Source organism: Vibrio sp. Vb2131, assembly GCF_033338535.1.
GTDB classification, from domain to species: Bacteria; Pseudomonadota; Gammaproteobacteria; order Enterobacterales; family Vibrionaceae; genus Vibrio; species Vibrio alginolyticus.
In genome coordinates this window covers 79,525-101,313 of the sequence record NZ_JAWOSW010000017.1, presented here as the reverse complement: position 1 = coordinate 101,313, position 21,789 = coordinate 79,525, and the positions used below count along the sequence as shown (strand labels likewise).

Here is a 21,789-nt window from a genome sequence, read left to right as displayed (position 1 = left end):
CATGGATTTCAAAGCACTATTCGACAAGCTTAAGCGATCATCTAGTGGTGATCGCTCCTGCTTTTTGGTTATTCAGCCAGACGCCGTTTATTTATCATCTTCAATCAAAAGTAGTCGTCCATACCAATTTGATATTTCTGAGTCCAATTGGGAAAAAGCCGTTGAGCAAGCATTGAGCGTTGCAGCGAGTGCGTATGATTCATTAACGGTTATTCTTTCTCATAACTATTACCAGATGTACCAAATCGACAAACCAGTCATGCCGCGTCAAGAATGGCCAGCCGCATTACCGTTTTTGTTGAAAGAACTGATCTCTGAGCGTGCTATCGACATTATTGCCGATGCGGTCGAGTTACCGAATTCAACCAAAGTGCAAGCATACGTCTTATCGCGAAAAATATTGGATAAGATTGTGTTACTGGCCAGTCGAGCCCAGTTACCATTAGAGGCCATTCTTCCTGAAGACGATATTTGGGGAGAGACTGCGGGTGAACTAGGAAACTTCCTATTATTACAACGCAGTGTGCGTGGTCAATTCCGTATAAGCGCTTTTGTCGAAAATACTATTGCGTTCCACCGCTCAATTCGCAGTGTGACGCCACCGTTAACGGGGGTTCCGTCTAGCGATTTACAGATGGACAGTCTGTCGTTAGAACTGCAACGTTCGATTGATTATCTTTCATCTCAGTTACGCCACGTGCAATTACATCAATTGAAAGTGTGCTGCGATGAAGAGGATGAGAGCGAGCTTGTTCAGGCTCTGAATTACCGTTTAAGTACTAAGGTTTCACCGTTATTACCACCAGAACATGAGCTATCAGGACATGTTTTGGCTGACACTGCGGCTACTTCAAATACTCGACGCGTCAACTTATATCCCGATTACTTAAAGCCGAAAAAAGAGCTCCTGACGCTAAAAAATATCGCGTTATCTTGGGGCGTTGCGGCGGCTGCAATTCTATTTTCTTACGGTTATGTGACTTGGCAGAGCAGCGGTTTGGAAGATGAGATTGCTATTGTAAAAAGTAAAGGCGATATCATGAAGTCAGAGCTTGAACGTTATCAAGTCAAGCTACGTAAACATCAACCTGACAATAATAAGCTGGCAGCTAAAGCCCGCTTAGAGCGTGAAGTCAAGGCGAAGCGAGACTCGCTTAAAGCTGTCGGGAAATACGATGACTCGCAACGCACGGGTTACTCTGGCGTGATGCAATCATTAGCGAAGCTAGGAAACCAAGAAATTTCTTTGTCCGAAATTCGAATCAATACCCATACCTTAGACCTGAAGGGACTAGCGAAAAAACCGAGCTCAGTGCCAAATTGGGTCAGCCAATTTAAAAATGAAATTAGCTTGGTTGGCCGAACGTTTGACGACGTCAAAATAGGTCGAAATGATAAGGATATTGTGACGTTTGAACTAAAAACGCGCGAGGATAAAGAGAAATGAACGAATTCTGGCTCTCATTAGAAGGGCGCTTTGGCGAAATGAGTACGCGTGAAAAAGTGCTCACCGCTTTGTGCGGTTTAGTTGTCGTGATCATGTTGCTCTTTACGCTGGTATTGGAGCCAAAGCTTAACGAGATCATCAGTAATGAGAGGCAACTAAGTAATTTAAAGCAAGCCAATCAAAAGATTGAAATCGATACGCTACGTATTCAGGCGCAACTTAAGAAAGATCCAAATGCTGAGATTGATCGCGCGATATCTAATCTGTTAGCTGAGAGTCAGCATCTTTCGATGCAATTAGCGGAGATCATCGAGCATCTTATTACACCTTCGCAAATGGCTGAGCTGCTTGAAAATGTGTTGGAGCAGCAAAGTGGCATTCACCTTTTGTCTCTGCAAACCTTGCCATCTGAGCCAATAACGGAAGATAAAGAAGCATCGCAATACTCTGGTTACTACGTGCATCCTGTTCGTATGGAACTGACTGGTGACTATTTTTCTATTGCTAATTATCTGAATAAATTGGAGAGCCTTCCTGCGAGTTATTACTGGCGCAGCTTTAGTTATAAAGTCGAAGAGTACCCGAAAGCGAAGCTTGTGTTAGAAGTCTACACACTAGGATCTAGAGAGGAGTTTATTGGTGGTTAACAAACTCATCATCTCATTGCTTGTTATGGCAGCGGCAGGAACCGCTTGGGCAAACCAGGACCCAACGGCCCCACTTGGTTGGGAAAAGCCAGCGGTTGAAACGTCAGCGAAACCAAAAGTTAAACGGTACCGACTGCCTAAGCTCAACAGTATTGTGTGTAAGCCAAGTACTGATTGTATCGCGATTATGGATAACAAACTTGTCGAAAAAGGCGAGCTATTTAAGGGTTATCGCGTCGCGAGCATTAATAGTGAATTTGTAACTTTAAAGCGTGGTAACCGTCAGTGGGACCTAGAGCTTTTTGATTTAAACGTAAAACAATAATAACCAGAGCCCGATCAGATATGCGCAAATTAGTTGTAGGAATAACGATTGCTTCTTTAATGGGATGTTCAATGGGTCATCGGAATCCAGTGGAAGTTAAAGAAGCGCTCAATGAATCGATCAATCAAGCGAACAGCCGCACATTGGAAGAAATTCCTTCTTCTGTTGAGGCAGACTTGATGCCAAATTTAGACTCGAACGTTGCATCAGAGCAAGGCACCTCGAAGCGTTTTCGTATTCAAGCGAATGCGGTCGATGCAAGAAGCTTTTTCGCCTCGTTGGTGAAAGGCACAGAGTACAGCGTGGCGATTCACCCATCGGTACAAGGTAATATCACCGTCAACTTGTCAGATGTGACATTGGATGAAGTTCTGAATGTCGTACAGAATATGTATGGCTATGACGTGGTGAAGTCTGGCAAAGTTATTCAAATCTACCCAGCAGGTATGCGTACGGTGACCATTCCAGTCGATTACCTGCAGTTCAAGCGTTCTGGTCGCTCATTAACCAGCATTGTTACGGGCTCTGTAACCTCGGCTGGTACGTCTAATTCTGGTGGTAGCTCAGACAGTTCTGACTCGTCAGACTCTAACAATGGAAACAACAACGATAGCTCGACCACATCTACGGGCGGTACACGCATCGAAACCATCACTGAAAGTGACTTCTGGCCGATGCTGCAGCAAGCCGTTGCGAATCTAATTGGTTCAGGCAAAGGGCAAAGTGTGGTTGTAACGCCACAAGCGGGAGTTATTACGGTTCGAGCATTTCCAGATGATATTCGCGAAGTACGCGAGTTCTTAGGTGTATCGCAGGAGCGCATGCAGCGCCAGGTCATTCTTGAAGCTAAAATCCTAGAAGTGACGTTGAATGATGGCTACCAACAAGGCATCAACTGGTCAAACTTATCGGCGTCAATTGGTAACTCGGGTAGTATCGTAGTCAACCGCCCTGCGTCGACATTACCACCATTGGATGCGATTGGCACGCTATTGGGCGGTCAAACTAACGTGACTATTTCGGATGGTAACTTCAATGCCGTGTTGAGCTTCATGTCTACGCAAGGTGACTTGAACGTCCTTTCGAGCCCTCGTATTACCGCTGCCAACAACCAAAAATCTGTCATCAAAGTGGGTACCGATGAGTACTTTGTTACCGAGCTATCGAGCAATGCAGGCAACGGTGAAAACTCAAATGCAGTTCCTGAAGTGGAACTGACGCCATTCTTCTCGGGTATTTCCCTCGATGTGACTCCGCAAATTGATAACAAAGGCAATGTGTTCCTGCATGTTCACCCCGCAGTTATTGAAGTCACGGAAGAAGTGAAGCAATTGAACTTGGGCGGAGATTTCCAAAACATCCAACTGCCATTAGCGAAAAGCTCTATTCGTGAATCAGACTCGGTTATTCGTGCTAAAGATGGCGATGTTGTGGTTATCGGCGGGTTGATGAAACAGCAAAATCGTGAGCTTGTTTCTAAAGTCCCATTTTTGGGCGATGTACCAGCACTGGGGCATTTGTTCCGCAACGTGAATAACGTAACTGAGAAAACAGAATTGGTCATCTTGCTAAAACCGACCGTAGTTGGCGTGAACTCTTGGCAGAAAGAGCTAGAGCGCTCTCGTGATCTGCTGCAAGAGTGGTTCCCAGATGCGCAATAAGCGCTGGGAAAGGTTCTGTTTTTCAATAGGTTTGTGATTCGAGTATGTACTTGTCACACTTTGGATTCCGAGTTCAGCCTTTTTCGTTAACCCCAAATACAGAAATGTTCTTGGGGTTAGTCCCTCACTATGAGGCGATCCAAACCATCCTAGCTGCCGTGCAAATGGGAGAAGGGGTGATTAAGGTGACGGGAGAAGTAGGCACTGGAAAAACCATGGTATGCCGTAAGCTGATCGAGCAGATTGAATCTGAAGTTGAGCTTATTTACTTACCCAATCCAGTGTTGAATGGGGAACAGTTGCAGTTTGCTGTCGCCAGAGAGTTGGGTATCGAGAACGATGATCCGCTGCGTATCGTTTCCCTCATTCAAGAGCACTTGATTCAAGTACATTACTTGGGAAAGAAAACCGTCTTGATCGTTGATGAAGCGCAAGCTCTTTCCCCACAAGCTTTAGAAACATTGCGTCTATTTGGCAACCTAGAAACGGAACAAGATAAGCTCATTCAATTGGTGTTATTCGGACAACCTGAGTTGGATGAAAGATTGGCTAACCATGAGCTAAGGCAGTTTCGTCAACGCATTACGTTTAGCTGCCAGTTACGTCCTCTCTCTATCGATGAAGGCGTGGCTTATATCAATAATCGTTTAGATAAAGCAGGCAATGGGGCGCACATTTTTTCTATTGAACAGAAAAAAGCGATTTGGCGTTCATCCATGGGGATTCCGCGCTTGATAAACCAAATTAGCCACAAGTCGTTGCTTGCTGCATTTAATGAGCGTTGCACACTATTGAAAAATCATCACGTTTACGCCGCTATGCACGATACGTTTGATGCCCGTAAACCTAAGTTTAAAACACCCGTATTTTGGGGATGGAGTCAACCTTGAGTGCCATCAATAAAGCATTATCAGAACTTGCTGAAAAAACATCGCCGTCAGAGCTTACTCGTGCGGAGATTCCAAGTGTCTCACGCAGTAAACCTTGGCTTTGGCTTGTCGCCGGTTTTTCGTTAAGCCTTGCGGTTGGTAGCTGGGCGGTCTCTCGCGGTCCTGTTCCTTCAGGCGAGCTATCACAGTTTCAAACCGACGCTATGCCATTGTCGTCTGTGAATGTCTCACCAATTGTTTCATCGGAGCGCACTCATTCGCCAACGAGTAAAATGACGCCCGATACAACTCATGTGGTTTACACTAAACCAGCCACACAGCCGGTAGCGCAACAGCCTCACATGCAAGAGACTGATAGGTTCACGCCAAGATCTGAGATAAATACCGCCTCTGAAGAGGCAGTTTTACTCGCGCAGTTAGCAACGATGCCGAGCGAGGAACAATACGATCCCGTAACCCGCACGACATCAGAAAACAGCTCAATGCGTATTGAGCAGGTTGAGCTTACACATCGTCAATTATCTCTTAAAGCGGTTAGCCGAGCGGAAAAAGCACTGGATGCTAACGATATGCAAACGGCGTTATCGGCTTATGCCGAGGCGTTGCGTTATGAGCCAATGAATGCAGACACGCGTCAAAAGTTATCAGCGTTGTACTTTGGTAAAGGTGACACACGTAAAGCATATGAGATTATTCAAGAAGGCATTAACCTAGATACGAACAACCAAGTACTTCGCTTGGCCTTGTCTAAGTTGTTAGTGAAAGCTAATCAACCTGAAGCGGCGCTGAGCCCGCTTGTTCATTTGCCTCCAGTACCAAGTCGAGATTACTTGGCGATGCGTGCGGCATTGGCACAAAAACACAAGCAAAATGACATTGCGCTTGAGAGCTATCAACTCCTCACTCAGCGTGAACCGGAAAACGCACGCTGGTGGTTAGGTTTAGCTATTCAACAAGAGCGTGCCCTGGCTTTTACTACCGCGATCAACTCTTACAACCAAGCCCTGGGTAAAGTTGGCATTTCGAATCAATCGCAAGCATTTATCCGTGACCGTTTGAGCATCTTGAAAGAGTTGGAGAGCGCACAATGAAAATTCAGTTGAGAAAACGCTTGGGCGATCTTCTGGTTGAGGAAGGTATCGTCTCTGAAGAACAAATCCAGCAAGCACTAAACGCACAACGCAGTACCGGGCAGAAGTTAGGGGATGCGTTAATTGACCTTGGCTTTATTACTGAAAAGCAAATGTTGGACTTCTTGTCTCAGCAGCTTGGTTTGCCACTGATCGATCTTGGTCGTGCACCTGTGGATGCCGAAGCCGTGCAGATTTTACCTGAGGTACACGCTCGTCGCTTACGTGCGATGGTCGTTGCTCGAAATGGGGACACCCTGCGCGTTGCTATGAGCGACCCTGCGGACTTGTTCACTCAAGAATCATTGATGAACTTGTTAGGTCAATACAACCTTGAGTTCATTGTGGCTTCAGAGCGTCAGCTTATTTCAAGCTTTGACCGTTATTACCGCCGTACTAAAGAGATCGCCTCCTTTGCTGAACAGCTGCATGAAGAGCATAAAGATGTACAAAGCTTTGATTACGGTATTGATGAAGCCGATAGTGAAGAGGTTACCGTTGTAAAGCTGGTTAATTCCATGTTTGAAGATGCGGTACAGGTTGGAGCTTCGGATATTCATATTGAGCCAGACGATCAAGTATTGCGTTTGCGCCAGCGAATTGATGGCGTATTGCATGAAACGCTCTTAAATGAAGTGAATATTGCATCGGCTTTGGTTCTTCGACTGAAGTTGATGGCACACCTAGATATTTCTGAAAAGCGCTTGCCACAAGATGGCCGATTCAATATCAAAGTGCGTGGCCAATCAATTGATATTCGTATGTCGACGTTACCAACGCAGTACGGAGAATCTGTGGTAATGCGTCTGCTTAACCAGTCTGCTGGTTTGCGTCCGTTAGAAGAGTCAGGCTTGCCGCCAGACTTGCTTGCTCGCTTACGTCGACAGCTGGCGCGTCCGCACGGCATGATTTTGGTTACCGGGCCAACAGGTTCCGGTAAAACCACCACGCTTTACGGCGCATTGAGTGAGCTCAACGAACCTGGGAAAAAGATCATTACAGCAGAGGACCCGGTTGAATATCGTCTGCCTCGTATCACTCAGGTACAGGTTAACAGCAAGATCGATCTAACTTTCTCGCGTGTTCTTAGAACCTTTTTACGTCAAGACCCAGACATCATTCTTGTTGGTGAGATGCGTGACCAAGAGACGGTAGAAATTGGTCTGCGAGCTGCACTAACGGGGCATTTAGTATTGAGCACTCTTCACACCAACGATGCTGTCGACAGTGCGTTACGTATGATCGATATGGGTGCGCCGGGTTACTTGGTTGCTAGTGCAGTCAGAGCTGTGGTGGCGCAGCGTCTTGTGCGCCGAGTTTGCCCCGATTGTAAAACAGAAGACCACTTAGATGAGTCTCGCCAGCAGTGGTTAGCTGGGCGTTTCCCAAATCAAGTTAGCACCATTTTTTATAAAGGCGCAGGTTGCCAAAACTGTAATTTGACTGGTTATCGAGGCCGAATCGGTGTGTTTGAAATGCTCGAACTTGAGCAAGAGATGATGGATAAGTTGCGCGCTAATGATGCGGTTGGCTTTGCGCAAGCCGCGCGCCGCTCAGAAAACTATAAGCCGCTGCTTGCCTCGGCGATGGAACTGGCGCTGCAAGGCACCGTCAGCTTGGATGAAGTGATGACCCTAGGTGAAGGTGACGCTTCTGGTAAGACTGATCCCATTTTCATATAGGTAAGTGAATGCCAACTTTTCGTTATCAAGGTCGTACTCTAGACGGCTCATCCACTAACGGCAAAATCGAGGCCGTGAACTCAGAAGCTGCAGCGGAAGCGTTGATGAACAAAGGGATCATCCCGCTCAATGTGCGGTTAGAGAAAGAGTCGGCAAAAAGCCAAATGAGCTTGTCTAAGCTATTTGTGCCAGCCATTCCATTGGAAGTGATCATTCTTTTCTCTCGCCAGTTGTTTAGCTTAACTAAAGCGGGCGTACCGTTGCTGCGTTCTATGCGTGGCCTGCTGCAAAATTGTGAAAACAAACAGCTCAAAGAGGCACTGGAAGATGTCGTTTCTGAACTGAGTAATGGCCGAGGTTTGTCTTCTGCGATGCAGCAACACAGCAAAGTATTCAGCCCACTGTTCGTTTCTATGATCAACGTAGGTGAGAATACGGGTCGACTCGATCAAGCACTATTGCAACTGGCGAATTACTACGAGCAGGAACTCGAGACTCGTAAACGTATCAAAGCGGCGATGCGTTATCCGACGTTTGTCATTATCTTTATCACCATCGCCATGTTTATATTGAATATCTTGGTGATCCCTGAGTTTGCATCGATGTTTACGCGCTTTGGTGTTGAGTTACCACTGCCGACGCGTATTTTGATCGCTACTTCTAATTTCTTTGTTAATTATTGGGTGTTGTTGATTGTGGCAATGATTGGCGCGTTTGCGGTTTTCAGAGCCTGGGTGGCGACGGCTGATGGTCGGGAAAAGTTCGATAAGTTTCGGCTTCGGCTTCCAATTGTGGGCGATATCGTTAATCGCGCGCAGCTTTCCCGTTTTGCCAGAACCTTCTCGTTGATGCTTAAGTCAGGCGTTCCACTTAACCAGTCTTTAGCTTTAGCCGGGGAAGCCCTGGGGAACCGCTTTTTAGAAAATCGAATTCTTGAGATGAAATCCGCGATTGAAGCGGGTAGCACCATCTCAGTGACTGCCATCAACAGTAAAATCTTTACCCCTTTGGTGATTCAGATGATTGCAGTAGGGGAAGAAACCGGCCGTATTGATGAGCTGCTGCTAGAAGTGTCGGATTTTTACGATAGAGAAGTTGATTACGATCTAAAAACACTGACCGCAAGAATAGAACCGCTACTTTTGGTGATTGTCGCAGGCATGGTTATGGTGCTAGCACTGGGTATCTTCCTGCCAATGTGGGGAATGCTAGACATCATCAAAGGCGGCTAATCGGTGGTTGAAAATCAAAGTCGAGCGACGCTAATCGTTTTTGGGGTAATTGCTACCATCATTGCTGTTGGCTTGGCGGTCAAATTACGTCCTGTTACCGAGCAGGCGCAAGTGACCGGAGCGAAGTTGGCGAGAGTTTGGATGCAAGATAGTGTTCAGCGTTATCGTCAAGCTTGGTTAGTACAAGGCGAGCCAAAACATATGCTGATGGATGGTTTTAATCTCACCATGACTGAGGGCGGGCTAGTGTCTCCCTTTACTCAACAAGGTGTTTTAGATTGTGGTTATTGGCTAGCAGTGCATTATCCACAACGTAAAATAATGACTAATAAGTTAATAGATATCAGTGGAGCCATCAAAACTGATCGTTATGTCTGTCAGTATACTTATGAAAATGGTCAGTCGATTGTAGTTATTTCAACAGCTAATCAACTGAAAATAGACGTCGAAATGTCGGCAGAGTGAATTTTTTGACACCTAATCACTATAATTGGTATTGAAAGTCGGTATAATGCAATCATTACCATAAGTAAGACGCTGTAATAGAGGGTAAACAATAATGTGTTTTTCTCATTGCAGCATGAACTGAATAATGGCGAATCGTCATTCTGCTCAAGCGGTAGATACAGTATCCACTTCACGGTCAGTTTTAGTGAACGTTGCTGCCCCAAACCGTTTTGACAATATCCAAAATGGTCGCGTGACCTAAACGAAACTTTGCAGTTGTACTGCATGCTTACATAGAGAGAGTAAACAATGAAAAGACAAGGTGGTTTCACCCTTATCGAATTGGTAGTGGTAATTGTAATCCTAGGTATTCTAGCGGTAACTGCAGCACCACGCTTCCTTAACCTACAAGATGATGCTCGAGCTTCTGCACTTCAAGGTCTGAAAGGCGCGATTGATGGGGCTTCAGGCATTGTATATGGTAAGGCAGCAATCAAGAGCCAAGAAACTGGTGAAAATGGAGCGATTAGTGTTGCTGGCTCAACTTTACAGCTGGATTATGGTTACCCTGAAGCAACTACAGAGGCTCTTAAGCTAGCGGTCGATGGTATTGATTCTGGAGACTGGGAGCTTATTGCAGACAATAGCAATAAAGATCCTGCAAACATGGTATACGGCATTAAAGGCTACAGTAAGAGCTGTGTTAGATACACTGCTGCTACAGGTGATAACACTCCAGCGAAAACTGAGATTGTTGCTAGTTCTGCAGTATGTACTAAGTAATACATTGATAAAGGCCAGCTAGTCTGGCCTTTAATCTCTCTACTTTGGTTAATTTCGGAATAGTTCATATGCGTAAATCATCGGGTCTTAGTGCAATAGAGTTTGTAGTTGTGCTGATTATCTTAGGTGTGATCGGTTATGTGGTATTACCAAGATTTATCAGCTTTGAGCCAGAAACTTACGAAGCGAAGTGGGAGCAAACTAAGCAGACCGCAGAGCACGTTTCTGAGACGCTAAGCAACAAAGAAACTTACGATCGAATTGAAGAAGAGATTGGTCGTTCAAAAGAGTAAAGTCACTAGACATTGGTTATTTGTTCATCTGTTCACACTTCGGATCGAAAAATTATAAATCTATCATTATTCTCATAATTTCATCGTATACTTATCTCGCTTGTTCTAAGCCTAAGGTTGGGTTATGAAAATTCGCAGCTCTGCATTAGGGTTCACTTTAATGGAGTTAATCCTCGTGATTGTTCTCCTCTCTATCCTTTCACTTTTTGCAGCCAGCCGTTTTATGGGCTCAGGCAGTTTTTCTGCATATGCATTACAAGAACGCGTGATTTCTGTGATTCGCCAAGTGCAGGTGAATCGTATGCAGTCGAATTTTGAAAAAAAAACTGATAATAACTTTCGTTTACAAGTTTCTAGCTCATGTGTTGGTTCGGTTGCTGCCTGTGAACTAACAGGTAGTGCGCAAGATGCTCGTAGTGACGTGGTTATCGATAAGTCCGCAAAGTTTTCACTGACCAATGCCGTAACTAATCCAATCGAGTTTAATTTGTTGGGTAATCCTATAAATTCTGCGAGTGGTGGAGTTTCAATCCTGATTGAAGATAAGCATGGTCGAAGCCGCTGCCAAGTTGAAATTAATTCTCAAGGTTATGTTTCTAAAGGTACATGCTCATGAAGAAATCTAGTGGCATGACTTTGATAGAAATGATCATCGCAATTGTTTTAATGGGTATTGCGATGGTGGCGTTTACTTCTTTTCTTGTCCCTCAAGTTCGAGATTCAGCTATTCCTCATTATCAAACCCGCGCCGCCGCATTAGGCCAAGGTTTTATGTCTCAGATATTGGCGCGAGGCTTTGATGAAAACAGTGATTTTGATGGCGGCACCATTCGATGTGGTGAGAATGGAGTGAGCTGCACTGACGTAAATAAATTAGGTGCGGATAAAAAACTAGACGGTTCCTTGGAAACAACGCCTAGTGATTTCAATGATGTCGATGACTATATCGGGTGTTGGAGCACATCTACAACAGCTTCTCAGTGTGATGGTGCCTCTAGAGGGAATATCAGTGACGTACTTGGTGCGGACAGTACTGAGCAGTACAAAAACTTTAGATTAGAAGTTAGCGTTGCCTATGATGATCTGACGGATAAAGCTCCCGATGAAATAACCGAATACAAAAAAGTAACATTAAGGATTTTTGCGGGGAACACGCAGCCCCTTACTTTAACAGCTATTAAGGGGAACTACTGATGAAAGATCGTGGTTTCACCTTAATGGAAATGATAGTTACGATTGTGGTCGGCAGCTTCATCATGTTGGGGATAGCTGGGTATGTCCAGTTAGGAATGAAAGGTTACGCTGATACTATCGATCGCCAACGAATACAAACGCAGGCTCAGTTTGTTTTAGAAAAGATGACACGTGAAATCCGCCATGCTGTACCAAATAGTTTTTATGAACCCTCAAGCAACTGTTTGGCGTTTGTGCCTATCGAGTTCTCTGGTTTTTATCTTACTCACAACCAAGATTTACAGTTCTTGCTTGGTAATGATCCAAAGTTAAAAACATTAAGGACCAATCGCTGCTTAGTGATTAACCCTAGTCGATATAATGATTTATTTCCAACGGAATTTGGTGGTAAGTGCCCTTCGATCGATGACATTAGAAAATTAACTGAGCCTAAGCTTTCTCAATCGTTTCAAGTTGGGGGCCTTCATAGGGTTGTAGGTGAAGATGGGAAAACACTAGAGCCTTTTACTCTCAGTGATGCGGCTGATTACTTGGCTTCTAGTTCAATCTCCGACCGTCACTATATCTATAAAGATAATTCTCAGGTTACGTATTGCTTTGATAGTGATAGCGGTGAGTTGACTCGTCAAGACTCTAGATACAATCGCTCGATCACGGTTGCGAAAAATATCGATACATCCAAGAGTGAGATGCACTACAAAGAAGCAACCCTTCAGCGCGGTGGCCTTGTCCATATCAATTTGGAATTTGTTCAAGACGGTGAGCGCAGTGTTTACCAACAAGATGTGCAGGTACTCAATGTCCCATAGAAGAAAGCCTCAAGGCAATGTCTTAATCATCGTGCTGTTCGTCATTATCGTGATGGGCTTTTTGGCTTCCTCTTTAATGAAAGTGACATGGTCGAACCAAAGCGGATTAACAAGAGAGTTTTTGGGAACAAAAGCTTGGTTTGTTGCTCAATCTGCCAATGAGTGGGCACTGACTCAACTATATCCTTTAAACGATACTAACCCTGATGTGGCCAATTTTTGTTCCAATACGGTAAGTGGCGCTACACCAAATGTTACACAAGGCTCGGGTTGCCGAATCAATACTATGACATGTTCAAACATTGGTACCTTTAACGCAGGTACCTCTGAAGCTGAATCTCTTTTCAGAGTGCAAACCACAGCAATTTGTGGTTCCGGGGTTGCACAAGTACAGCGCCAACAAGAGATTTGGGTTAGGGAGTAAATGTAAAAATGAATAACAAAAAATCGACACTTGTGGCTCTTGCCCTAGCTACTTTTTTTTCTAGTGGTGTCACCGCGTTGGAAAATCAGCTTCCAGCAAACGTTTGTCAGCTTTTTCCTGAACCGATTCAAGGTTGGAAGGGGTCAACCAGCAGGTTAAATATCACCAACGATACAGCTCATGCGACAGGGTGGTCTAGTGAATATCTAGCTGATAACGCCAATATATATAACTATCAACAAAATTGGCAAGGAGGCGCTAACTGGGATAACCTTCGTGTTGGTTTTGACGAAGGAGGCAATAGTTGGCAGCTATATAAAAACCCTGCCGCCTCAAGTTGTAATGGCTATGGTTGTTTCCCAGCAGATGGTGTTTCAGGCGATGGAGTTGAAGTCGGTAAGGATGGTTTGGTTGAAAGCCGTAAAGCCGAAACGCCAACAAATATTACTCCGAATTTTGGTAGCCTTTCGTTAGATATAAATCCTGACAAGACGGATTCTTGGTTTTTTAAAAAATATAAAATAGAAGAGTTCTGTGATGATAATCCAAGTATCTGTCGTTACGAATCTCGTTGGTTTCGCCCTAAAGAAGCAGAGGTTACAGTTCTTAGCGGCTTGAAGAATTTGACGATCAATAACTATGGTGCCTCGTTTGATAAATTAACGGTTGTCATTGCAGATGGTGTCCAAGTTGAATCAGTTGATATTACTCAAGGCAGTAATGTCTTATTTCAAACACGAGATAACTCAACGGTTACTTTTGGCATTTTGAAGGAGCATACAGGAGCCACCGTATATTCTTTTGGTAAAAGTTCTAGAATAAATATTGTTACGTCATTCAATATGTCCAATTCAATACATTTGGCCAATCAAAACAATGTGATGTTATACGCGCCAACAGGCGATATTATGTTTTCTACAGCCAACGATAATTTCTATGGTTTTATTCTTGGTCAAACGGTGAGTTTTGAAAACCCGATCACAATACATGGTTCAGTGACATCTCAAAATTTAACAATGAAAAGCAATGTTGTGATACAAAAGCCTGATTATTCATGTGCCCCACCACCACCTATACAGCAATGTTCATTATTGCCAGAAGAAAACTTCAATTCAGGTTCGTTATCAAACTGGTCTGTCATGGGGTTTGGTGACAGTGTTGACCCTAAAATTCACGGTGGCAAGTTCCGTCTGAATGATGATAGAACGCGTCAAGCTACAGCATCTGCTTATAACTACATTTTCCCTTCGGATCAAAACTATCTTGAAATCGAGTTTGATCATTATGCTTATAGCAGTAGAAGCGGGGGAGGCGATGGCATTGCCCTTGTAATTTCTGACGCTAATGTGCCACCTAAGACTGGTGCTTTTGGTGGCCCCCTTGGTTATGGGATGAAGCTCAAGAAATACCATGGTGGTGAGGTCAGCAGCGATGTTGAAGGATTCGCTGGTGGTTGGCTAGGTATAGGTATTGATGAGTACGGCAATTTCTATCAAGAGGGGGGAGAAACAAGACCAAATGGAAAGGGTAAACCAGACAATGTTGGTATTCGTGGCTCGGGTTCTCAAGACAATCAAGGAAAGTGGCTGAAGGGCTACGGATATGTAAAAGGTAAGCAGTTCTCGAGTTCCATCGACAACCATAACGATTTACATCGCTATAAGATCACTCTGAATTCAAGAGATGGTCAGCATATGATGTTGAAAGTTGAAAGAAGTATTAATGGTGGGGGATGGAGTACTGTTATTTCAGATTTTGATGTGCGTAAAGAAGGGCACTTTAGCCAAGCTCCAACAAACTTCCGTTTGTCAGTGACGGCATCAACAGGTGCTGCAACGAACTATCATGAAGTGGATAACTTCCAAGTCTGTGCGGACAAGTACTCGCGATTAACAGATGGTATTCATCATTTCGAGTTTGACTACTCAGGCTCAGGCAGTACGTGTCAGGCTTCTGATGTGACACTTAGAGCTTGTATGAATGAAAGTTGTTCTGAGCAATATCCTAGAGATGCATACGATGATGGCAGCTTAACGCCTCTCTCTGTCACTTTACTTCCATCTACTGGCAATAATGTTGCCAACTGGGTTGGTGGTACAAATGTACAGTTTGAGAATGAAACTCAGCTTGAGCTGCAAGGTTCAAGAGCTGGCGATGTTACTTTGGGTATCGATCAAAGTTCCGTACCACAGTTTGGCTTTGAAGGGGCACGATGTCGAATTAATGGCGGGCCACTATCTGCTAACAACTGTAATGTAACCTTCGCTTCAAATGTGCTTGCGGTGAATGTTAATGATGTAGTTGCTAGTCGCGAAACTACGGGGGAGGACTACCTATCGTTTTGTTCAACTCGAACTGAAGACGGCGGTGAATCTCGCGGTGTTAATATGTCGATTGATTATGAAGTGGCACCGATCGATAGCTCTCAACCTGTCGTGATTTCTTACAAGAAAAAAGTGAAAGATCAGGCTGTGGAATGGAGTTCAAATGTCGAGCTAACCAGAGCTAATAAATACCTGCCTAATGTTTATTTTGATGATGAAGGCAAGGCATTCTTTAAGTTGAGATACTCTGAAGCTGGAAAGGTCAAACTTAAAGCCAGTGTTGAAGGTGTTGATGACTCGGATGGATTCGGCAGCTTCGTTAGTTTTCCTTCAAAACTGAAAGTTACTGCAAAGAGTGGTGATAAGAGCGGAGAGTGCACCAACAGTGAAAATGGCTGTTCTTCGGGGTTTGTTGCTGCTGGTGAAGTTTTTGAGTTAACCATCTCGGCATTGCAAGATGATGATACGGTTGCTGAGAACTATCAAGAGAAGACTATTACGGTTAGTAATAAAGTGAAGTACCCGTCTAATGGTTCATTAGCCAAACTTCTAAATGAGAAGCTACCAGAATCAAGTAAATGGTCTCGTGGCAGTGTGACGTTTGATCAATCGGTTTCAGAAGTCGGTGTTTTCGAGCTTATTGCTGAGGCACCAGTTGCTAAAGATGAAAATGGCGATGATATTGGCACATCTCTATATCTTGGTAGTAATGCATTTAAAATAGCCGATGGTAAGTCAACCATTGGGCGCTTCTATCCGGATTACTTTAAAGTCACCGGGACAGAGTGGACCTACCCTGATAATCAGAATCAATCTGTATATATGGGACAGAATTTTGAATCGGTTAAGTTTGAAGTCACAGCATATAACGCTAACGGTTACACAACTCAAAATTATGGTGGTTTTGCCAATTCTTTAAAAGCAGATTTGTATTTGGCTGGTGGTTACTCAGATAGACTTAGCATTTTGGATTCCGATTTGACTAGTGATAACTGGTCGGGAGCTGTGTGGAGCAAAACTTGGGATAACTCAGTTTATTGGCGTAAAGATTTATCTTTGCCGAGTCCCGATGGTCCATTTAATTCAAAACTACCGGCAGACAAGGATAGTTCCATCGAAACGTCTATTTCGCTTTCACTTAATAATAATGGAACTAAAGTATCTGGCTATGTTGATCCTACGATGTTCTTAAAAGAAGGGCAAAATAGCACTGAAGATAGAATGGTTTCGCAACAGCTACAATCGCAACCTGATGTCAGGTTTGGTCGCATAGCTCTGGATGATGTGGGAGTGAATCAGGGTAAATCTGTTAATATCCCCCTTAGAGTGGAGTATTGGAGAGATACCCGATTCGTTTTAAACAGTAAGGATAACGGGACAACAGTGTCCCCAACTCTAAAAAGCCAGGAGCCAGTTTGGCCTGATGATGGCTCCGACTGCGACATTTTACTTGAAGGCGTCAGAACGACGGTTAACGATGGTGCCATGCGTGAACTTATTGCTAAGCAAGAGCGCGCAGACTGTGGACGTCAACAAGCTGAAGTTTGGCTTAATCTCGACCCTAGTGGTAACAACCTCCCTTGGCTCAAATACGACTGGAACAATGATGGCTCCGAAGAAAACCCATCATCCGTCGTCACCTTTGGTATTCATCGTGGTAACGATCGCGTGATTTACCGTGGTGAGCCAGGGTTAACCGGACAGTAACAACTTAGGTTTTTGCCCTTAAGTTAGGAAACTGCAAGAAATTGAGGCTTTCTGCTCATGTTTGTGTACCAATACCTTGCTGTGACAGCGAGGCATTGGTACATTTAGAGCAATTTTTGTCTTCTATATTTTTGCAGGATGAGCGAAGAGTATGTTTAAGAAACTTCGTGGCATGTTTTCTAACGATCTATCTATCGATTTAGGTACAGCCAACACTCTAATTTACGTAAAAGGGCAAGGAATTGTCCTTGATGAACCTTCTGTAGTTGCTATTCGTCAAGATCGTGTAGGTTCTGCAAAAAGCGTTGCTGCAGTCGGTCACGCAGCAAAACAGATGCTTGGTCGTACACCTGGCAACATTTCCGCTATCCGCCCAATGAAAGACGGCGTAATCGCTGATTTCTACGTAACCGAAAAAATGCTTCAGCACTTTATCAAGCAAGTGCACGATAACAGCATCTTAAAGCCAAGCCCACGTGTTCTTGTTTGTGTTCCTTGTGGTTCTACCCAAGTTGAGCGTCGCGCAATTCGTGAATCAGCACTTGGTGCTGGTGCGCGTGAAGTTTACCTAATCGACGAGCCAATGGCGGCGGCAATTGGTGCTGGTTTACGCGTATCTGAGCCGACAGGTTCAATGGTGGTCGATATCGGTGGTGGTACAACTGAAGTTGCCGTTATCTCTCTAAACGGTGTGGTTTACTCATCGTCTGTACGTATCGGTGGTGACCGCTTTGATGAAGCAGTGATCAACTACGTACGTCGTAACTACGGCAGCTTGATTGGTGAAGCAACGGCTGAAAAGATCAAACACGAAATCGGTTCTGCTTACCCTGGTGATGAAGTTCAAGAGATTGAAGTTCGCGGTCGTAACCTTGCAGAGGGTGTACCACGCAGCTTTAGCTTGAACTCAAACGAGATCCTAGAAGCGCTTCAAGAGCCGCTATCTGGCATCGTATCAGCAGTCATGGTTGCACTAGAACAGTGTCCACCAGAGCTTGCTTCAGACATTTCTGAAAACGGTATGGTACTAACCGGTGGTGGTGCACTACTTAAAGACCTAGACCGTTTACTAATGGAAGAAACTGGTATTCCTGTGGTTATCGCGGAAGATCCACTAACGTGTGTTGCGCGTGGTGGCGGTAAAGCACTAGAAATGATCGACATGCACGGTGGCGATCTGTTCTCTGAAGAATAAAGGTTTAGGTGAAGCTCATGTCGGGCTTCACCTTCATTTCTGCTCTCTCTGTAATTCAAACATGCTCCATACCTAAAAGTATTTAGTTAAGTATTTTTAGGTTGCCAAGTAAGGCTCAATAATCATGGAAGCAATCAGGTCAAAAACAAGATGAAACCGATTTTCGGCAGAGGTCCGTCTCTGCAATTACGTCTGTTTTTTGCTGTCATCGTGTCGGCGAGCTTAATGCTGGCCGATAGTCGTCTAGATACGTTTTCCAACGTTCGATACCTACTAAACAGTATGGTTGCACCGATTCAGTACGCAGCGAATTTGCCTCGTAGTATGTTCGATGGCGTATTTGAACGTTTTAATTCTCATCAGGCATTAGTTGAAGGCAATCGCAGCTTAAAGCGAGAAGTGTTACGCCTGAAAAGCGAGCTTATCTTGCTCGACCAATATAAAGAAGAAAACCAACGCCTACGTAAGTTGTTAGGATCTTCATTTGTCCGTGATGAAAAGAAAGTCGTGACAGAAGTAATGGCGGTGGATACTTCACCTTATCGTCATCAAGTGGTGATCGATAAAGGCCGTATTGATGGTGTTTACGTTGGTCAGCCTGTTATCAACGAGAAAGGCATTGTTGGTCAGGTCACGTTTGTCGCAGCGCACAACGCACGTGTTCTGCTGCTAACGGACGCGAAAAATGCAATTCCTGTCCAGGTGATCCGCAATGATATCCGAGTGATCGCATCGGGCAATGGTGAAATGGATGAAATCCAACTAGAGCACATTCCAACCAGCACAGATATTCAGGTTGGTGATTTATTGGTGACATCCGGTTTAGGTGGCATTTACCCTGAGGGATATCCAGTCGCGACGGTTACCAATGTGGATCACGATACGCGTCAAGAGTTCGCCTCAATCAAGGCTGAGCCGGTTGTGGAATTTGATCGCTTACGCTACCTACTGCTGATTTGGCCGAATGAAGACCGTCAACACAAAGTACTGCGGTCCAATGTAGATGAAGGGTTAGAGCAAGAACAAGAGGTAACCGATGGCCAATAATGTATTGAGTAGCCGAATGGTGATTGGCGTCAGTTTCTTCGTTGCGCTGGTACTGCAAACCATTCCGTGGCCAGGTGTGTTAGATGTGTTACGCCCTTCATGGTTGTTCCTTGTTACGTGTTATTGGGTGTTGGCACTACCGCACCGAGTGAACGTCGGGACTGCGCTAGTGTTAGGCTTATTGTGGGATATCTTGATCGGCTCAACGCTTGGAATTCGTGGCATGATGATGTCGATCGTTATCTACCTTGTGGCGCTGAATTTCCTGTTGATTCGCAACATGGCATTGTGGCAACAGTCGATTTTAATTGCCTTTTTTACTGCGTTATTGGAAGTTTTGATATTCTGTGGGGAATATTTGAACCAGGACGTAGTATTTAATCCATTATCTCTGTGGACGGCGGCAATAAACTGTATACTTTGGCCATGGATGTTTTTATTAATGCGACGAGTTCGTCGCGCTTGGCACGTAAGGTAATGCGGTGAAAAAGAGCCTATCTCTCGTTCTCGCTTCGGGTTCTCCGAGAAGAAAAGAGCTGCTTGCTCAACTGGGTTATGATTTTGAGATCGTATTGCCTGATATTGAGGAAGCCAAACAAGCTCATGAGCAAGCACGAGATTACGTGTTGCGTCTTTCTTTGGAAAAAGCTCAGGCAGGCTTAGCGTTGGCTAAGCCTGATTCCGTTGTATTGGGCTCTGATACGGTCGTAGTATGCGATGACCGTGTGCTAGAAAAACCAAAAAGTTTTGAAGATTCAAAGCGTATGCTTACTGACTTATCGGGTCGTCGCCATCAAGTGATGACTGCGGTGAGCGTTGTATCATCGGAACAACAACATTCAGTGGTCGTTACCACTGACGTGTGGTTCAAACCACTGACTCACGAAGAAATCGAACAATATTGGCAGTCAGGAGAGCCATGCGATAAAGCTGGAAGTTATGGTATTCAGGGACTCGGAGGGCGATTTGTCACCCGAATCGAAGGCAGTTATCACGCTGTAGTAGGCTTACCTTTGTTCGAAACCGATCAGCTAATTCAAGAATTTTTATAATTGTTTTGAGGTGTGCACATGAGTGCAGAATTGCTGCTTAACGTGACCCCGAGTGAAACTCGTGTGGCCATGATTGAAGGTGGAGTACTACAAGAAATACATATCGAGCGCGAATCGCGTCGCGGTATTGTGGGCAATATATACAAAGGCAAAGTAAGCCGAGTGTTACCAGGTATGCAGGCGGCTTTCGTCGACATTGGTTTAGATAAAGCGGCGTTTTTACATGCGTCAGATATTGTTCCTCATACCGAATGTGTGGCAGAAAACGAAAAACAGCAGTTTCAAGTCCGTGATATCTCTGAGCTGGTACGCCAGGGACAAGACATTGTTGTGCAAGTGGTCAAAGATCCGCTCGGCACGAAAGGTGCACGTTTAACGACGGATATCACCTTACCTTCGCGTTATCTTGTTTTTATGCCGGGGGCCAGCCATGTCGGTGTTTCGCAGCGTATTGAAAGTGAGAAAGAGCGTGAGCGTTTGAAAAAGGTGGTGAACCATTACTGCGATGAGCACGGTGGTTTTATCATTCGTACCGCGGCAGAAGGCGCTGATGAAAAAGAGCTCTCTCAAGATGCGGCATTTCTAAAGCGTTTGTGGCTAAAAGTCATGGAGCGTCGCTCAAAATACAAAACGCGTTCAACACTTTACGGTGAACTCGGCTTAGCTCAACGCATTCTGCGTGACTTTGTTGGCACAGAGCTCGATAAGATCATGGTCGACTCCCGCCTTGAATATGAAAACCTGAAAGAATTCACTTCTGAGTATGTACCGGAGTTAACAGATAAGCTTGAGCTTTACGAAGGTGACAAGCCAATCTTTGACATGTACGACACCGAAAACGAAATTCAGCGTTCTTTAGAGCGCAAGGTCGAGCTAAAATCGGGCGGCTATTTGATCATCGATCAAACCGAAGCCATGACCACCATCGACATCAACACGGGTGCATTTGTTGGTCGTCGTAATCTCGAAGAGACTATCTTCAATACCAATATAGAGGCAACGCAAGCTATTGCGCGTCAGCTACGTTTACGTAACCTCGGCGGTATCATCATTATTGACTTTATCGATATGGCATCCGAAGAGCATCGTCAGCGAGTACTTACCTCACTGGAAACGGCGCTGGCGAAAGACCGAGTAAAAACCAACATCAACGGCTTTACCCAGCTTGGCTTAGTTGAAATGACGCGTAAGCGCACACGAGAAAGTATTGAACATATCTTGTGTTCTGGCTGTCCTACTTGTGAAGGCCGTGGCAGCGTGAAAACGGTCGAAACCGTATGCTTTGAGATATTACGCGAGATTACTCGTGTGAACCGTGCTTACGACGCCGATAATTTTGTCGTGTACGCATCGCCGTTTGTTGCTGAAGCGCTATTGGGCGATGAGTCTCATGCGCTGGCTGAGCTCGAAGTATTTATTGGCAAGCAAGTGCGAGTTCAGGCTGAACCCCTGTACATTCAGGAACAGTTTGACGTCGTAATGATGTAATTTGGAACATTT

The 21,789-nt window shown here is 44.7% G+C and carries 21 protein-coding genes; all 21 read left to right on the top strand.

Going from position 1 to position 21,789, the window contains the following annotated elements:
* The first annotated feature begins 1 nt into the window (after position 1).
* Positions 2–1,447 carry an MSHA biogenesis protein MshI gene (locus R7E38_RS17745; protein WP_226084016.1) on the top strand — a complete coding sequence of 482 codons (1,446 nt, stop codon included), beginning with the start codon at positions 2–4 and terminating at the stop codon, positions 1,445–1,447.
* Positions 1,444–2,094, top strand: coding sequence for a type II secretion system protein GspM (gene gspM / locus R7E38_RS17740; RefSeq protein WP_005381197.1), 651 nt, complete (start codon positions 1,444–1,446; stop codon positions 2,092–2,094). Before R7E38_RS17745 ends, gspM begins: the two co-directional genes overlap by 4 nt.
* Positions 2,087–2,419, top strand: a complete 333-nt coding sequence (locus R7E38_RS17735) for a hypothetical protein (RefSeq protein WP_005381196.1) — start codon at positions 2,087–2,089, stop codon at positions 2,417–2,419. The genes gspM and R7E38_RS17735 overlap by 8 nt, the downstream gene beginning before the upstream one ends.
* 20 nt (positions 2,420–2,439) lie before the next feature.
* On the top strand, positions 2,440–4,080 hold the full coding sequence (mshL, locus tag R7E38_RS17730; RefSeq protein ID WP_005388471.1) for a pilus (MSHA type) biogenesis protein MshL: 1,641 nt from the start codon (positions 2,440–2,442) through the stop codon (positions 4,078–4,080).
* A 44-nt stretch (positions 4,081–4,124) separates the two neighbouring features.
* The gene (locus R7E38_RS17725; protein WP_053303467.1) at positions 4,125–4,970 is read left to right on the top strand and encodes an ExeA family protein; all 846 of its coding nucleotides are present in this window, start codon (positions 4,125–4,127) and stop codon (positions 4,968–4,970) included.
* Entirely contained in the window at positions 4,967–6,061 is a 1,095-nt protein-coding gene (locus R7E38_RS17720) for a tetratricopeptide repeat protein (protein ID WP_318081941.1), read from the top strand. Before R7E38_RS17725 ends, R7E38_RS17720 begins: the two co-directional genes overlap by 4 nt.
* Positions 6,058–7,782, top strand: coding sequence for a GspE/PulE family protein (locus R7E38_RS17715; RefSeq protein ID WP_158159799.1), 1,725 nt, complete (start codon positions 6,058–6,060; stop codon positions 7,780–7,782). The genes R7E38_RS17720 and R7E38_RS17715 overlap by 4 nt, the downstream gene beginning before the upstream one ends.
* 8 nt (positions 7,783–7,790) lie before the next feature.
* Positions 7,791–9,014 carry a type II secretion system F family protein gene (locus R7E38_RS17710; protein ID WP_048626840.1) on the top strand — a complete coding sequence of 408 codons (1,224 nt, stop codon included), beginning with the start codon at positions 7,791–7,793 and terminating at the stop codon, positions 9,012–9,014.
* 3 nt (positions 9,015–9,017) lie between these two features.
* Positions 9,018–9,479, top strand: coding sequence for a hypothetical protein (locus R7E38_RS17705; RefSeq protein WP_012841372.1), 462 nt, complete (start codon positions 9,018–9,020; stop codon positions 9,477–9,479).
* A gap of 291 nt (positions 9,480–9,770) precedes the next feature.
* Positions 9,771–10,244, top strand: coding sequence for a type II secretion system protein (locus R7E38_RS17700; RefSeq protein WP_318081940.1), 474 nt, complete (start codon positions 9,771–9,773; stop codon positions 10,242–10,244).
* Positions 10,245–10,312: 68 nt separating this feature from the next.
* Positions 10,313–10,537 (top strand): type II secretion system protein, encoded by a 225-nt coding sequence (locus R7E38_RS17695; RefSeq protein ID WP_199266800.1) that lies wholly within the window; start codon positions 10,313–10,315, stop codon positions 10,535–10,537.
* 124 nt (positions 10,538–10,661) lie between these two features.
* Positions 10,662–11,153: a type II secretion system protein gene (locus R7E38_RS17690; protein WP_256913807.1), complete on the top strand. Its 492-nt coding sequence runs from the start codon at positions 10,662–10,664 to the stop codon at positions 11,151–11,153.
* Complete coding sequence (locus R7E38_RS17685; protein ID WP_256913808.1) at positions 11,150–11,731, top strand: type II secretion system protein; 582 nt, start codon at positions 11,150–11,152, stop codon at positions 11,729–11,731. Before R7E38_RS17690 ends, R7E38_RS17685 begins: the two co-directional genes overlap by 4 nt.
* Positions 11,731–12,540, top strand: a complete 810-nt coding sequence (locus tag R7E38_RS17680) for a PilW family protein (RefSeq protein WP_256913809.1) — start codon at positions 11,731–11,733, stop codon at positions 12,538–12,540. The genes R7E38_RS17685 and R7E38_RS17680 overlap by 1 nt, the downstream gene beginning before the upstream one ends.
* The gene (locus R7E38_RS17675) at positions 12,530–12,964 is read left to right on the top strand and encodes an MSHA biogenesis protein MshP (RefSeq protein ID WP_256913810.1); all 435 of its coding nucleotides are present in this window, start codon (positions 12,530–12,532) and stop codon (positions 12,962–12,964) included. Before R7E38_RS17680 ends, R7E38_RS17675 begins: the two co-directional genes overlap by 11 nt.
* Positions 12,965–12,972: 8 nt before the next feature.
* Positions 12,973–16,995, top strand: coding sequence for a DUF6701 domain-containing protein (locus R7E38_RS17670; RefSeq protein ID WP_318081939.1), 4,023 nt, complete (start codon positions 12,973–12,975; stop codon positions 16,993–16,995).
* A 151-nt stretch (positions 16,996–17,146) separates the two neighbouring features.
* A complete protein-coding gene (locus tag R7E38_RS17665) occupies positions 17,147–18,190 on the top strand; it encodes a rod shape-determining protein (RefSeq protein WP_005381144.1) in 1,044 nt (347 codons plus the stop codon).
* Positions 18,191–18,340: 150 nt separating this feature from the next.
* Positions 18,341–19,237, top strand: a complete 897-nt coding sequence (gene mreC, locus R7E38_RS17660; RefSeq protein ID WP_005381142.1) for a rod shape-determining protein MreC — start codon at positions 18,341–18,343, stop codon at positions 19,235–19,237.
* Positions 19,227–19,715 carry a rod shape-determining protein MreD gene (mreD, locus tag R7E38_RS17655; protein WP_005381141.1) on the top strand — a complete coding sequence of 163 codons (489 nt, stop codon included), beginning with the start codon at positions 19,227–19,229 and terminating at the stop codon, positions 19,713–19,715. Before mreC ends, mreD begins: the two co-directional genes overlap by 11 nt.
* A gap of 4 nt (positions 19,716–19,719) precedes the next feature.
* Positions 19,720–20,289, top strand: a complete 570-nt coding sequence (locus R7E38_RS17650; RefSeq protein ID WP_005381139.1) for a Maf family protein — start codon at positions 19,720–19,722, stop codon at positions 20,287–20,289.
* Between the two features lie 18 nt (positions 20,290–20,307).
* Positions 20,308–21,777 (top strand): ribonuclease G, encoded by a 1,470-nt coding sequence (rng, locus tag R7E38_RS17645; protein ID WP_005381138.1) that lies wholly within the window; start codon positions 20,308–20,310, stop codon positions 21,775–21,777.
* The last annotated feature ends 12 nt before the right edge of the window (positions 21,778–21,789 follow it).